This is a genomic window from Oceanobacillus sojae (assembly GCF_900162665.1).
Taxonomy (GTDB): domain Bacteria; phylum Bacillota; class Bacilli; order Bacillales; family Amphibacillaceae; genus Oceanobacillus; species Oceanobacillus sojae_A.
In genome coordinates this window covers 1,041,678-1,055,911 of sequence record NZ_LT727812.1, presented here as the reverse complement: position 1 = coordinate 1,055,911, position 14,234 = coordinate 1,041,678, and the positions used below count along the sequence as shown (strand labels likewise).

Annotated in this window: 13 protein-coding genes and 1 riboswitch; all 13 genes read left to right on the top strand. The window is 41.7% G+C overall.

Going from position 1 to position 14,234, the window contains the following annotated elements:
• Positions 1-258 precede the first annotated feature (258 nt).
• The 13 genes from BN1068_RS16040 to purD all read left to right on the top strand — a co-directional run bounded on the left by BN1068_RS16040 (position 259) and on the right by purD (position 14,037).
• Positions 259-873, top strand: a complete 615-nt coding sequence (locus BN1068_RS16040) for a DUF2179 domain-containing protein (protein ID WP_077603827.1) — start codon at positions 259-261, stop codon at positions 871-873.
• A gap of 64 nt (positions 874-937) precedes the next feature.
• Positions 938-1,038: riboswitch (purine riboswitch) on the top strand.
• Between the two features lie 334 nt (positions 1,039-1,372).
• The gene (purE, locus tag BN1068_RS16035) at positions 1,373-1,864 is read left to right on the top strand and encodes a 5-(carboxyamino)imidazole ribonucleotide mutase (protein WP_077603826.1); all 492 of its coding nucleotides are present in this window, start codon (positions 1,373-1,375) and stop codon (positions 1,862-1,864) included.
• Positions 1,851-2,984: a 5-(carboxyamino)imidazole ribonucleotide synthase gene (gene purK / locus BN1068_RS16030; protein WP_077603825.1), complete on the top strand. Its 1,134-nt coding sequence runs from the start codon at positions 1,851-1,853 to the stop codon at positions 2,982-2,984. The genes purE and purK overlap by 14 nt, the downstream gene beginning before the upstream one ends.
• A complete protein-coding gene (gene purB / locus BN1068_RS16025; RefSeq protein ID WP_077603824.1) occupies positions 2,981-4,276 on the top strand; it encodes an adenylosuccinate lyase in 1,296 nt (431 codons plus the stop codon). The genes purK and purB overlap by 4 nt, the downstream gene beginning before the upstream one ends.
• 12 nt (positions 4,277-4,288) lie before the next feature.
• Positions 4,289-5,002 carry a phosphoribosylaminoimidazolesuccinocarboxamide synthase gene (purC, locus tag BN1068_RS16020; protein WP_077603823.1) on the top strand — a complete coding sequence of 238 codons (714 nt, stop codon included), beginning with the start codon at positions 4,289-4,291 and terminating at the stop codon, positions 5,000-5,002.
• Positions 4,999-5,244: a phosphoribosylformylglycinamidine synthase subunit PurS gene (gene purS / locus BN1068_RS16015; protein WP_077603822.1), complete on the top strand. Its 246-nt coding sequence runs from the start codon at positions 4,999-5,001 to the stop codon at positions 5,242-5,244. The genes purC and purS overlap by 4 nt, the downstream gene beginning before the upstream one ends.
• Positions 5,245-5,246: 2 nt before the next feature.
• The gene (purQ, locus tag BN1068_RS16010) at positions 5,247-5,933 is read left to right on the top strand and encodes a phosphoribosylformylglycinamidine synthase subunit PurQ (RefSeq protein ID WP_077603821.1); all 687 of its coding nucleotides are present in this window, start codon (positions 5,247-5,249) and stop codon (positions 5,931-5,933) included.
• Positions 5,917-8,145, top strand: a complete 2,229-nt coding sequence (gene purL / locus BN1068_RS16005) for a phosphoribosylformylglycinamidine synthase subunit PurL (protein WP_077603820.1) — start codon at positions 5,917-5,919, stop codon at positions 8,143-8,145. The genes purQ and purL overlap by 17 nt, the downstream gene beginning before the upstream one ends.
• Positions 8,121-9,527 (top strand): amidophosphoribosyltransferase, encoded by a 1,407-nt coding sequence (gene purF / locus BN1068_RS16000; RefSeq protein WP_077603819.1) that lies wholly within the window; start codon positions 8,121-8,123, stop codon positions 9,525-9,527. Before purL ends, purF begins: the two co-directional genes overlap by 25 nt.
• 30 nt (positions 9,528-9,557) lie before the next feature.
• Entirely contained in the window at positions 9,558-10,577 is a 1,020-nt protein-coding gene (purM, locus tag BN1068_RS15995) for a phosphoribosylformylglycinamidine cyclo-ligase (protein WP_077603818.1), read from the top strand.
• Positions 10,574-11,149 (top strand): phosphoribosylglycinamide formyltransferase, encoded by a 576-nt coding sequence (gene purN / locus BN1068_RS15990; RefSeq protein ID WP_077603817.1) that lies wholly within the window; start codon positions 10,574-10,576, stop codon positions 11,147-11,149. Before purM ends, purN begins: the two co-directional genes overlap by 4 nt.
• Positions 11,149-12,681 carry a bifunctional phosphoribosylaminoimidazolecarboxamide formyltransferase/IMP cyclohydrolase gene (gene purH / locus BN1068_RS15985; RefSeq protein WP_077603816.1) on the top strand — a complete coding sequence of 511 codons (1,533 nt, stop codon included), beginning with the start codon at positions 11,149-11,151 and terminating at the stop codon, positions 12,679-12,681. The genes purN and purH overlap by 1 nt, the downstream gene beginning before the upstream one ends.
• A gap of 111 nt (positions 12,682-12,792) precedes the next feature.
• Positions 12,793-14,037, top strand: coding sequence for a phosphoribosylamine--glycine ligase (gene purD / locus BN1068_RS15980; protein WP_077603815.1), 1,245 nt, complete (start codon positions 12,793-12,795; stop codon positions 14,035-14,037).
• Positions 14,038-14,234 lie beyond the last annotated feature (197 nt).

The following is a 14,234-nucleotide window of genomic DNA, read 5'->3' as shown; positions in this document are numbered from 1 at the left end:
ATGGTCTAGCTGTTTATGGGAAATCATATGAATGAAGAAGAATCTTTTATAGATGCTTATTCTCAGGTGCGAAAGTTGAGATTTTTTTATAGCATCATTTACTAGAATTGTGATAAATTAAAGTCACGCTACTCCATATAGGAATCATGTGTTTTATTTTAGGAAATAAAGGGAATTATTTACAAGATATGATATCTTATTGGATGTGCTTTTCTTCTTTTTGAAGTGATATTTTATGAAGTTAAAGGGGGAATCAATATGTTAGAGAATGCGCTCACGATGGTGGCAATTATATTTATCGTTAATGTCTTATACGTATCACTCATGACGATTCGTATGATTTTGACATTAAAGGGCAGAACGTATATTGCTGCATTTGTGAGTATGTTTGAGATTGTTATTTATGTTGTAGGGCTGGGGTTAGTATTAGATAACCTGGATCAGATTCAAAATCTGATTGCTTATGCTATTGGTTTCGCAACAGGTTTAATTATTGGTTCCAAAATTGAAGAAAAGCTTGCACTTGGATATATCACTGTGAATGTTGTTTCTGCAAATCCTGATTTAAAATTTACACAGCGTCTTCGCGAAAAGGGATATGGTGTAACAAGCTGGTCATCCTATGGAATGGATGGAGACAGGCTTTCTGTTCAGATTTTAACACCTAGAAAATATGAGTTGAACCTGTATCAGGTAATTCATGAAATAGACCCGAAAGCATTTATTATTTCCTATGAGCCAAAACGGATTCATGGCGGATTCTGGGTGAAGCAAGTCCGGAAAGGAAAGCTGATGCGAAAAGAGAATAAAACAAAAGAACAAACACAAAACGAAAGTCAACAGAAAGAACAATCATCAAAAACCGAACATTAATTAAATGTAAAGCTTAAAATGTTCGACATTATCTTGCTTTTTTCTGTTTTATTTGGTATGCTAAAGCCAACAATTGAAAATGCCTCATATATACTTGAGAATATGGCTCAAAAGTTTCTACCCGGCACCGTAAATGACCGGACTATGAGGGAGGATGAGCTGTTGTTTTTAATGAACAGCAGATGTTGAATGATGCTTATAAAAAAAGGATGTTCAAAAGTCCGATTAATCACATTTTGAACCCCTTTTAAACCAAGTCTATTCATCTTCCCTTAAGGGAGATGAATGGACTTTTTAATTTTTTTAACACTTTCGTGAATTGTGAATTACCTTTGAGATAAAAAATGTTTGTGGTGCGGATGTTCAAAAGTTCCATGTTTTTTGGCAAAAACAGATACAAATCAATTTTTAAATGTTTCGACCAAAAACCAAACATTAACTCAACCAAGACCTTTTAAAATCCGTAAAAAAAACAATAAACAACAGAAAGAGGGATTTGATGGCTCAAGTTGGTGTCATTATGGGAAGTATCTCAGATTGGGAAACAATGCAGTATACCTGTAAAGAGCTCGATACATTAAATATCAGCTATGAAAAAGAAGTCATTTCCGCTCACCGGACACCAGATGATATGTTTGCCTATGCTAAAGAAGCAAGGGAAAAAGGACTAAAAGTCATTATTGCCGGAGCTGGCGGAGCAGCTCATCTGCCCGGAATGGTTGCGTCACAGACGACCCTGCCTGTTATTGGAGTTCCAGTAGAAAGCAAAGCACTCCAGGGAGTCGATTCACTCTTATCTATTGTTCAAATGCCAGGCGGTGTACCAACCGCAACAGTTGCCATTGGGAAAGCTGGCGCAAAGAATGCTGCTATTTTAGCAACACAGATTATCAGTACATTTGATAAAAATGCAGAGAAGGCACTGCATGATTACCGCGCAGCAATGAAGGATGCTGTTCAGGAAATGAGGGATCAGCTTGCAACCTATTAAAACTATTTTACCTCCTCAGACAATTGGAATTATTGGCGGCGGCCAGCTTGGAAGAATGATGGCAATTGCAGCGAGATATATGGGATACCGCATCGTTGTTTTAGACCCGGCGCCAAATTGCCCGACAGCACAGGTAGCTGATGAGCAAATCACTGCAGACTATGCGGATTTGGCAGCTGTAAAAGAATTAATTGAAAAAGCAGATGTGATTACATACGAATTTGAAAATGTGGACTTAAAGGCTGCAGAGCTTATCCAGAATGCAGGAAAACTGCCACAGGGCGCACTGGCTTTAGAGGTTACACAGAACCGTGAAAAAGAAAAGCTGCTTATTGATGAATTAGAGCTCCCTGTTCCTGCCTTCCGGATTGTGAAAACAGAGGAAGCCTGTAAAGAAGCATTATCTATTATACCGCTGCCGGCAGTGATTAAAACCTGCCGGGGAGGATATGATGGAAAAGGACAGCTGAAGCTCGCAACAGAAGAGGATAAAAATAAAGCTTTAGCATTTTTCAGAGCACACGGCTATTGTATAATAGAGCGATGGATTCCTTTTGATAAAGAAATCTCGGTTGTTTTTACAAGATCACAGCAGGGGAATATCACTTTTTTCCCAATTGCAGAGAATGAACATCGTGACCATATTCTGTACAAAACGATGGTCCCAGCAGATATGGATGCTGTGCTTGAAGAAAAGGCGTACGCCATGACGGCGAAAATTGCTGAAAGAATGGAGATTGTCGGTACTTTTGCTATTGAGATGTTTGTCGGTGAGGATACAATTTACGTGAATGAAATGGCACCAAGACCGCATAATTCAGGACATTATACAATTGAGGGCTGCAATGTCTCTCAATTCTCGCAGCATATCCGGGCTATTTGCGGACTGCCGCTCATTCCTGTCAATTTGCATCAGCCAACCGCGATGATTAATGTTTTAGGAGAATCTCTTCCAAAAGCAATACAGTTTACTGCTGCACATGATTTTGGCTTTCTTCATCTTTATGGAAAGGAAGAACCGAAAGAAAAACGTAAAATGGGACATATTACATTTACAGCGGAAACGAAAGAGGCTTTACAGAAACAATTGGATAATTTTGAGGAGGCAACACAACAATGATCGAACGTTATACTAGAGAAGAAATGGGCAATATCTGGACAGAGGAAAATAAATTTAAAGCTTGGCTTGAGGTGGAAATTCTGGCTTGTGAAGCATGGAGTGAGCTTGGATTTATTCCGAAAGAAGATGTGAAAAAGCTGCGTGAGAATGCTTCCTTTGATATCAACCGTATTTATGAAATTGAGCAGGAAACCCGTCATGATGTGGTAGCATTCACCCGTGCTGTATCAGAAACTCTTGGAGAAGAAAGAAAATGGGTTCACTATGGTTTGACTTCTACAGATGTGGTTGATACTGCTCTTTCTTATTTATTAAAGCAGGCTAATGAAATTTTAAGAGAAGGTCTGCATCGATTTGTCGGGATTTTAGAAAACAAAGCAAAGGAACATAAACATACCGTTATGATGGGACGTACACATGGCGTGCATGCAGAGCCGACAACATTCGGTCTGAAAATGGCTTTGTGGTATGAGGAAATGAAGCGTAATCTAGAGCGTTTTGAACTTGCTGCGAAGAATGTGGAATTTGGAAAGCTTTCTGGAGCAGTTGGAACTTATGCCAATATCGATCCATATGTAGAACAATATGTCTGTGCGAAGCTTGGTACATCACCGGCTCCAGTTTCTACACAAACGTTACAGCGTGATCGCCATGCAGCTTATTTATCTACATTGGCTTTGATCGCTACCTCGATTGAAAAGTTTGCAACAGAGATCCGCGGACTGCAAAAGACAGAAACTAGAGAAGTAGAAGAACGTTTTGCAAAAGGACAAAAAGGATCCTCTGCAATGCCGCATAAGCGTAACCCGATTGGTTCGGAGAATATGACGGGAATGGCGCGTGTTATCCGCGGTTATATGGTAACAGCTTATGAGAATGTAGCTTTATGGCATGAGCGTGATATTTCGCATTCCTCTGCAGAGCGTGTTATTTTACCGGATGCGACGATTGCGCTGGATTATATGCTGCATCGTTTTGGAAATATTGTGGAGAACTTAACGGTATTCCCAGAAAACATGAAGCGCAATATTGACCGCACACACGGCGTTATTTTCTCCCAGCGCGTACTGTTATCTTTAATTGACAAAGGAATGGCGCGGGAGGCAGCTTATGATATTGTTCAGCCAAAGGCAATGGAAGCGTGGGAAACAGCAACTTCCTTCAAAGAATTGGTAGAACAGGATGACCGGATTACAAGTAAATTAAACCAGGCAGAAATTGATGATTGCTTTGACTATACCTATCATTTAAAAAATGTGGATCAGATCTTTACAAAAATTGGATTGGCATAGGGGGATTCCAATATGGAACTGGAGCTTTTATATGAAGGCAAGGCAAAAAAAGTTTATCAATCGGACACGAATGAAAATCACTTGATTCTCTCGTATAAGAATGATGCAACTGCTTTTAACGGGGAGAAGAAAGCTCAGTTTACAGGGAAGGGGAGACTCAATAATGAGATCTCTTCCCTCCTATTCAAGGCGCTAGAAAACAAAGGGATTCCGTCGCATTTTATTAAGCGGCTGGATGCAACTACCCAGATAGTTCAGAAAACAGATATTATTCCGTTAGAAGTGGTAATTCGGAATATTGCGACAGGAAGTATTACAAAGCGTTTGGGTATCGAAGAGAAAACTCCTTTTGAACCTGCTTTAGCAGAATTGTTTTACAAGGATGATAGTTTAGGAGACCCATTGATTAATGATGAACATGCGCTTTATTTAACGGATGTTACGGAGAAGGAACTGGATAATATCAAGGAAAAGGCGAGACAGGTAAACCTGGCATTAACAGAAATATTTGCTGCTATCGGAGTCAGACTGGTTGATTTTAAATTGGAATTTGGCAGAAATAAGGAAGGTGAAATATTGCTTTCCGACGAGGTCTCACCAGATACTTGCAGGTTATGGGATATGGAAACGAATGAAAGATTAGATAAAGATGTTTTTCGTCAAGGTACAGGAGATTTAATTACTGTGTATGAAGAAATACTAAATCGTTTGGAGGATCAGCTATGAAAAAGGTGCAGGTATATATTACATTAAAACAAGGTGTTTTAGATCCACAGGGGAAAGCAATTCAAACTTCTCTTCATTCCTTGGATTATCCAGAGGTTGATGATGTCCGTGTCGGAAAATATATCGAACTTCAGGTAGAGGAAGGTCCTGACTTAGAGAGAAGAGTAACACAAATGTGTGAGCAATTATTGGCGAATCCGGTTATTGAAGATTACCGGATTGAGTTAGAGGAGGCAATCTAATTATGAAGGTTGCTGTTATTGTTTTTCCAGGCTCCAATTGTGACAGAGATATGTATCATGCAGCAGGAGAAATTGCAGGCGCTGAAGCCAGTCTTGTCTGGTATACCGATACACATTTACTGGATGATGCAGACGGAATTCTTATCCCGGGCGGTTTTTCTTATGGAGATTACCTGCGCTCCGGTTCCATGGCTTCAACATCCGATATTATGAATAAAATTCGTGAGCACGCAGAAAAAGGAAAGCCGGTATTAGGTATTTGCAATGGATTTCAGATATTGACAGAAGCGGGACTTTTGCCAGGGGCATTGATGCGTAATAAAAATCTTTCGTTTATGTGTCATCAGGAAGAGTTGATTGTAGAGGATAATGAGAATGTTTTTACTGCATTATACGATAAAAATGAAGTAGTCCGTTTTCCAATTGCGCATGGAGAAGGCAACTATTTCTGTGATGAGGCAACATTAAATGATCTAAAAGCCAACAATCAAATCGTATTCACCTATAAAAATAATCCCAATGGTTCTGTGGCAGATATTGCCGGTATCCGTAATAAAGCCGGTAATGTACTGGGTATGATGCCGCATCCGGAACGGGCAGTGGAAGCATTATTAGGAAGCGAAGACGGCTTACGGATATTTCAATCTATGATCGCGAATTGGAGGAGCAGCAATGCAGTTAACGCATAATATTAATCCAGAGAAAATTGAACAAGACCGATTGTATCAGGATATGGGTTTAAGTGACGAGGAATTTGAAAAAATCAAAATGATCCTCGGCCGCCTTCCGAATTTCACGGAGACCGGCATCTTTTCAGTTATGTGGTCAGAGCATTGCAGCTATAAAACATCGAAACCGCTCCTGAGAAAATTTCCGACAGAAGGTCCAAATGTCCTGCAGGGTCCGGGAGAAGGCGCCGGAGTAATCGATATAGGAGATGGACAGGCTGTTGTTTTCAAGGTGGAGAGCCATAATCATCCATCTGCAGTGGAGCCATACCAGGGAGCAGCAACAGGTGTCGGCGGAATAATCAGGGATGTATTTTCCATGGGAGCCCGTCCGATTGCGCTGATGAACTCATTGCGTTTTGGCCCTTTAACCACTAACCGTACCAAGTATCTTTTCTCTGAGGTTGTTGCCGGTATTGCCGGTTATGGAAACTGTGTCGGTGTACCGACAGTCGGCGGAGAAGTACAATTCGATGACAGCTATGAAGATAATCCGCTTGTCAATGCAATGTGTGTAGGTCTGATTAATCATGATGATGTACAAAAAGGAATCGCTGCCGGTATTGGCAATACAATTTTGTATGCAGGGCCGCCGACAGGAAGAGATGGTATTCATGGAGCTACTTTTGCCTCAGATGATTTAGCAGAGGATTCCAATAAGGACCGTCCGGCTGTTCAAGTTGGGGATCCGTTTATGGAGAAGCTAATTATTGAAGCGTGCCTGGAGGTCATTCATTCTGATGCGCTTGTAGGGATGCAGGATATGGGAGCTGCCGGTTTAACCTCTTCAGCAAGTGAAATGGCAAGTAAAGCAGGTACCGGGCTCGAAATGAACTTAGATCTTGTACCGCAGCGTGAGCAAAATATGACTGCCTATGAAATGATGCTGTCCGAATCACAGGAACGGATGCTGCTTTGTGTAAAGGCTGGGCGTGAGCAGGAAATAATTGATATTTTTGAAAAATATGGTTTACAATCTGTCCCGGTTGGTAAGGTTATCGAGGAAAAAGTGTTCCGGATTAAGCATCATGAGGAGGTTGTAGCAGATATTCCAGTGGATTCGTTAGCGGATGCTGCACCAGTGTACCACATGCCATCGAAGGAAGCTGCTTATTACCAGGCTTTTCAGCAGATTGATGTCAAGACGCCAACAGTAGATAATCATGGAGAAACGTTAAAGCAACTATTACAGCAGCCAACCATTGCCAGCAAAGAATGGGTATATGATCAATATGATTCCATGGTGCAGACAAATACAGTTGTTACGCCGGGATCTGATGCAGCAGTTGTCCGTATCAAAGGAACAGACAAGGCATTAGCAATTACGACAGACTGTAATTCCCGTTATATTTATTTAGATCCAGAGGAAGGCGGAAAAATTGCCGTCGCAGAAGCCGCCCGCAATATTATCTGCTCCGGAGCGAAGCCTTTAGGACTTACGGATGGGTTGAATTTCGGTAATCCGACGAATCCGGAAATCTTCTGGCAAATGGAAAAAAGTGTAGAAGGTATGAGCGCTGCATGTGAAGCATTACAAACACCGGTTATCAGTGGAAATGTCTCCTTATATAATCAATCCAAAGGAAAGTCGATTTATCCGACGCCGGTTGTCGGCATGGTTGGTTTGCATGAATCAACTGCACATATTACGCCAAGCTTTTTCCAGGAACCTGGCGATATTATTTATCTTATTGGTGAAACACGAAATGAATTTGGCGGCAGTGAATTACAATTTATTCAGGATGGAAAATATGAAGGAAAAGCGCCGCACCTGGATTTGAAAATAGAGGCAGAACGGCAGGAAAAACTGCTTTCCTTGATTCAGCAGGGTAAAGTTCAATCTGCGCATGATCTTGCAGAGGGCGGATTAGGAGTTGCCTTAGCAGAATCATTATTTTCTGATGAAGCACTTGGTGCAGAAGTGACAATTTCAGGTGATGCCACGGCGGAGCTGTTCAGCGAAACACAATCACGTTTTCTTATTACAGTAAAGCCGGAAAACCAGGGTGCTTTGGAAGAAATATTCACAGAGGCAGCAAAGCTTGGTAAGGTAACAGCAGATAGGCAGCTAAATATAACAGCGAATAATGAAAAGATTCTTCAGGAAGAAGCAGCAGAGCTAAAAGCACTTTGGAAAGGAGCTATTCCATGCTTGCTGAAATCAAAGGCATAAACGAAGAATGTGGTGTGTTCGGTATTTGGGGTCATAAAAAAGCAGCAGAGTTAACCTATTACGGACTGCATTCGATGCAGCATCGAGGTCAGGAAGGCGCCGGGATTGTTGTCAGCAGAGATATGCAATTAAAAGGTCATAGGCAGCTTGGTCTTGTTAATGATGTTTTTAAGCATGTGAATTTTGATGATTTTAATGGGGAAATTGCTTTAGGACATGTCCGTTATGCAACACAGGGCGGGAAGGGTATTGAAAATGTGCAGCCGCTTGTTTTTCAGTCTCTGACCGGCGGGATGGCTTTAGCACATAATGGAAACCTAATGAATGCAACGAAATTACGCGAAGAGCTTGAAAAAGAGGGAAGTATTTTTCAAACAACCTCGGATACTGAGGTACTGGCACATTTGATCAAACGGAGCGGAGAAGTGACCGAAGCCACTATTTCTGAGGCGCTTAACCGTGTCAAAGGTGCCTATGCCTATTTGATTTTAGAGGATGATACCTTATATGCCGCACTGGATCCTGCCGGAATAAGACCACTTTCGATTGGCAGATTGGGTGAAGCTTATGTCGTAGCTTCCGAAACCTGTGCTTTTGACCAGATTGGTGCCACCTTTGAACGGGAGGTATTGCCGGGAGAGTTGATTAAAATCAATGAAGAAGGTATGACTTCATTCCGGTTCGCACCTCGTGGTAAAAGACAGATGTGTGCGATGGAGTATGTGTATCTTTCCCGTCCGGACAGCGATGTGAATTATGTCAATGTACATGCCTCGCGTAAACAGATGGGGAAGGAATTAGCCAAGGAAGCACCAGTTGATGCAGATTTAGTTATTGGTGTGCCGGATTCCAGTATTTCAGCAGCCATCGGTTATGCAGAAGAAAGTAAGCTTCCGTATGAAATGGGCATTATCAAAAATCGTTATGTAGGGAGAACATTTATCCAGCCGTCGCAAGAACTGAGAGAGCTTGGAGTAAAAATGAAGCTGTCACCAGTCCGTGGAATTGTAGAAGGAAAACGTGTCATTATGATTGATGATTCGATTGTCCGCGGAACAACGAGCCGGCGGATTGTAAAAATGCTGAAGGATGCAGGTGCGAGGGAAGTTCATGTACGAATTGCTTCTCCGGCGATAACAAATCCCTGCTATTACGGGATTGATATGTCTACGAAGGAAGAGCTGATCGGAGCAAACAACACCGTTGAGGAAATTGGTGAAATTATTGGAGCAGACAGTATTGCTTACTTGTCTGAAGAGGGTTTAGAAAATGCAATTGTCAAGGATAAAACCATCAATCAGGGTGTATGCATGGCCTGTATGACCGGTTTGTATCCTGTTGAGCCAGCTGATAAGAAAGAAATGGATACACCAAACTGCTAAGATCAAAAATCACTCTGGAGGGCAAAAATTATGTCAGATATTTATAAAAAAGCTGGTGTAGATGTTGAAAAAGGCTACGAAGCAGTAGAAAGAATGAAAAAGCATATAAAAAAAACACATCGGAAAGAGGTATTGGGCTCTTTAGGTTCCTTTGCCGGCGCATTTGATTTATCCTCCTTTTCTTATAAAGAGCCTGTTCTGCTTTCGGGAACAGATGGTGTCGGCACGAAATTAAAGCTTGCTTTTGAGCTGGATAAGCATGATACAGTAGGGATTGACTTAGTAGCGATGTGCGTCAATGATATTGTTGCACAGGGAGGAGACCCGCTCTTCTTTTTAGATTATATTGCATGCGGAGAAAATGATCCTGCCCGAATTGAAGCGATCGTATCCGGTGTTGCGGCAGGCTGTCAGGAAGCAAATGCTGCATTGATCGGCGGGGAAACAGCTGAGATGCCGGGGATGTATGACGCCAATGAATATGATTTGGCCGGTTTTGTGGTCGGTATTGTTGAAAAAGAAGAAATTATTACAGGGGAATCAATTAAAGAAGGAGATACTCTGATTGGATTGGCTTCCAGCGGCATTCATTCCAATGGTTATTCTCTTGTCCGTAAACTGATTGAAGGGCTGGACTTTGCAGAAACACCTGAAGGATTATCAAAGCCATTAGGTGAGGTTGTGATGGAGCCCACCAGGATTTACGCAAAAGCGGTTCAATCTATAAAAGAAAAAGTACATATTAAGGGGATTGCGCATATTACCGGCGGCGGATTTGATGAAAATATCCCCCGTATGCTCACGAGTGGACTAGGGGCAGCTGTGCAGACAGGAGCATGGAATGTTCCGGAAGTTTTCCCATTCCTGCAAAAACGTGGCGAAATAGATACCCGGGAAATGTATCGCATTTTTAATATGGGTATCGGTATGGTAGTCGCTGTCTCCAAAGAAGATGAGCAAGCAGTTTGTGATGTATTATTGGAAAATGATATCGAAGCTGCAATAATTGGGCATGTCATTCAGGGTGAAGGGGTGCAGATTTCTTCATGAATCAGCAGATCAGTGTGTTTGCATCAGGGACAGGAAGTAATTTTGATGCCATGATGCAGGATGAAAAAATTGCAGATTCCATTGTGCTGCTTGTTTGTGATAAACCTGGAGCAGCTGTTGTAGCAAAAGCAGAGAAATTTGGAGTCGCAACGCTTGTGCTGGATCCAAAAAGCTATCCCACCAAGCAGGAATATGAAAAAGTGATTTATGAGAAGCTGCAAGCTTTAGAAGTCGAATGGATTTTTCTGGCAGGTTATATGCGCCTTATCGGGGAAACATTACTTTCGCATTATGAAGGCCGAATTATCAATATTCATCCGTCTAATTTGCCGGATTTTCCCGGAAAGGATGCAATTGGGCAAGCTTATCGGGCCGGTGTTTCGGAAACTGGAGTAACGGTTCACTATGTAGATGAAGGAATGGATACAGGCCCAATCATTGCACAGGAACAAATAGAAATGATCCCGGATGAGACGGAAGAACAGCTGAAAACAAGAATTCAGGCGGTAGAGCATCGCTTATATCCAAATGTGATAAAACAACTTACGCAGAATGTAACGGAGGAATTATAATGAAAAAACGTGCGCTTATTAGTGTATCTGATAAAACAGGTGTCGCAGCATTTGCGAAAGGATTAGAAGCAAAAGGGTTTGAAATCCTATCAACCGGCGGAACCATCCGGTTGTTAAAAGAATCTGGTGTACAGGCTATTCCAGTAGAGGAAGTGACAAATTTCCCGGAAATGCTTGATGGCAGAGTGAAGACATTACATCCGATGATTCATGGCGGACTTTTAGGAAAACGTGATAATGAGAGTCATCGTACGCAAATGGAAGAGCATCATATCGCTCCAATTGATCTTGTTGCGGTCAACCTTTATCCGTTTAAAGAAACCGTTCAAAAACCGGGAGTAAGCCACGGTGAAATTATTGAAAACATTGATATCGGCGGACCCTCCATGCTTCGTTCGGCAGCAAAAAATTTTGCGGATGTACTTGTTGTCGCTGACCCTTCTGATTATTCATCTGTATTAACAGCATTGGAAAAAGAAGAGGACACCTATGCTTTCCGTCAGCAATTGGCAGCCAAGGTATTCCGTCATACAGCACATTATGATGCGATGATTGCTGCGTATTTCCAAACGCAGACAGAAGAGGTATTCCCGGAAACATATACAGTGACATATGAAAAGGTACAAAACTTGCGCTATGGGGAAAATCCGCATCAACGGGCAGCGTTTTATAAAGCGCCTATTCAGACCGCAGCAACCCTGGCAACTGCGAATCAATTGCATGGCAAGGAGCTTTCTTATAATAATATTCAAGATACCAATGCAGCATTAGAAATTCTGCGCGATTATAAAGAGCCTGCTGCCGTTGCTGTGAAGCATATGAATCCATGCGGTATCGGTATTGGCGCAACCTTGGCAGAAGCCTTTGGACGTACCTATGAAGCAGATCCCGTTTCTATTTTTGGCGGTATTGTAGCCTGCAATCGTCCGGTTGATATAAAAACAGCAGAACAGCTTTCTTCTATTTTCCTGGAAATTGTCGTTGCTCCTTCCTTTGATGAGGATGCTCTTGCTTTATTAACGAAAAAGAAAAATATCCGCCTGTTAGAATTAGATGTTTCCAATCAGCAGGCCGATCAAAAACGTATGACAACGGTTGATGGCGGTGCTCTGATTCAGGATTTAGATGTAAAAGAGATAACTGCTGATGAATTAGAGGTTGTAACGGAAAAACAGCCGACAGAAGCAGAGATTGCTGATTTACTATTTGCCTGGAAAGCTGTAAAGCATGTGAAATCAAATGCTATTGTACTCGCCAAGGATGCACAGACTATTGGTGTAGGGGCCGGTCAGATGAATCGGATTGGTGCAGCGGAAATTGCAATCAAGCAGGCAGGAGATAAAGCAAAAGGAGCAGTGCTTGCATCAGATGCATTTTTCCCAATGCCGGATACTGTAGAAGCAGCTGCTAAAGCTGGTGTCACAGCAATTATTCAGCCGGGCGGTTCCAAACGTGACCAGGACTCCATTGATGTATGTAATCAATATGGTATTGCCATGGTCAATACATCTGTCCGTCATTTTAAACATTAATTATATAGAAGCTCCTGTATTTCTTTTTTTATTATGCAGGGGCTTTTTAATCAATATAGGGTTAGAAAAAGAAATCAATTTGTTTGAGATCCTGGAAATGGAGGATAAGCTATGAAAATACTAGTAGTAGGTCGCGGTGGCAGGGAGCATAGTATTGTTAAAAAATTAAAGGAAAATCAACAGCTGGAGAAAATTTATGCCGCTCCAGGAAATGCCGGGATGGAAGAAGATGCAGAGTGTGTCCCGATTGATGAAATGAACATAGAAGAGCTGGTGTCCTTTGCCAAAGAAGCAGCAGTAGATTTAACCATTGTCGGTCCGGAAAATCCATTAAATGCAGGCATCGCAGATCACTTTCATAAAGAAAATCTTGCTATCTTTGCCCCTTCAAAGGAAGCAGCCTGGCTGGAGGGAAGCAAAAGCTACGCTAAGGATTTTATGAAAAAATATGATATTCCTACAGCGTCCTATGGTGTTTTTCAGGATGCAGAGGCAGCTAAAAAACGCATTGCCGAGACTGGCGCTCCGATTGTCATTAAAGCAGACGGCTTAGCAGCCGGAAAAGGTGTTATCGTGGCGATGACGGAGGAAGAAGCAAATCAGGCAATTGATGAGATGCTTGTTGATAAAGCTTTTGATCAGGCCGGCTCTACAGTGGTTATTGAAGAATATCTGGAAGGTGCTGAATTTTCTTTAATGGCTTTTGTGCATGAGGACAAAGTCTATCCAATGATGGCAGCAAGAGATCATAAGCGGGCGTTTGATAATGATGAGGGTCCAAATACTGGAGGCATGGGAGCTTTTGCACCGATTCCGGATTTAACGAAGGAAGTCTATCAGTTTTCTGTAGAACAAATTCTTGGGAAAACAGCGGAAGGTATGATGAAAGAGGGGAGACCTTTCACTGGAATTCTTTATGCAGGATTAATGCTTACAAAGAATGGCCCAAAGGTAATTGAGTTCAATACTCGTTTTGGAGATCCGGAAACACAGGTTGTTCTTCCATTATTGAAAAATGATCTGGTTCAGGTGATACAGGATGTGTTGGAGAAAAAGGATCCGCATTTAGAATGGCATGAAGAGGCTTGTGTCGGTGTCGTGCTTGCTTCGAAAGGATACCCTGGTACATACAGCAAGGGGAGAGTGATTCCGCAATTTGATGATAAAGAAGACACTTATATTATTCATGCAGGAACAAAAAAAGCAGATGAAACACTCGTATCTGACGGGGGAAGAGTACTTCTGGTCGGCGCCCGGGCAGAAACATTGTCACAGGCAGCAGATAAAGTGTATCAGCAGCTGGATAAAACAGAATTAAATGGTAACTTTTTTTACCGGAGTGATATTGCTAAATAAAAAATAAACATGCAATGGATAGAAACAAAAATCCTTGCATGTTTATTTTTTGATATAGCGCTAAATGGTTTCCTTGTATAAGGTGTTTAGAGTAAGTAGTATATAAAGATTTGCAGTAAAACCATTAAAAAGGGGTATATTATGAAGGAGAATGTATTTGGATTAACAGCCTTACTTTTGTGGTAATGTATGTTATT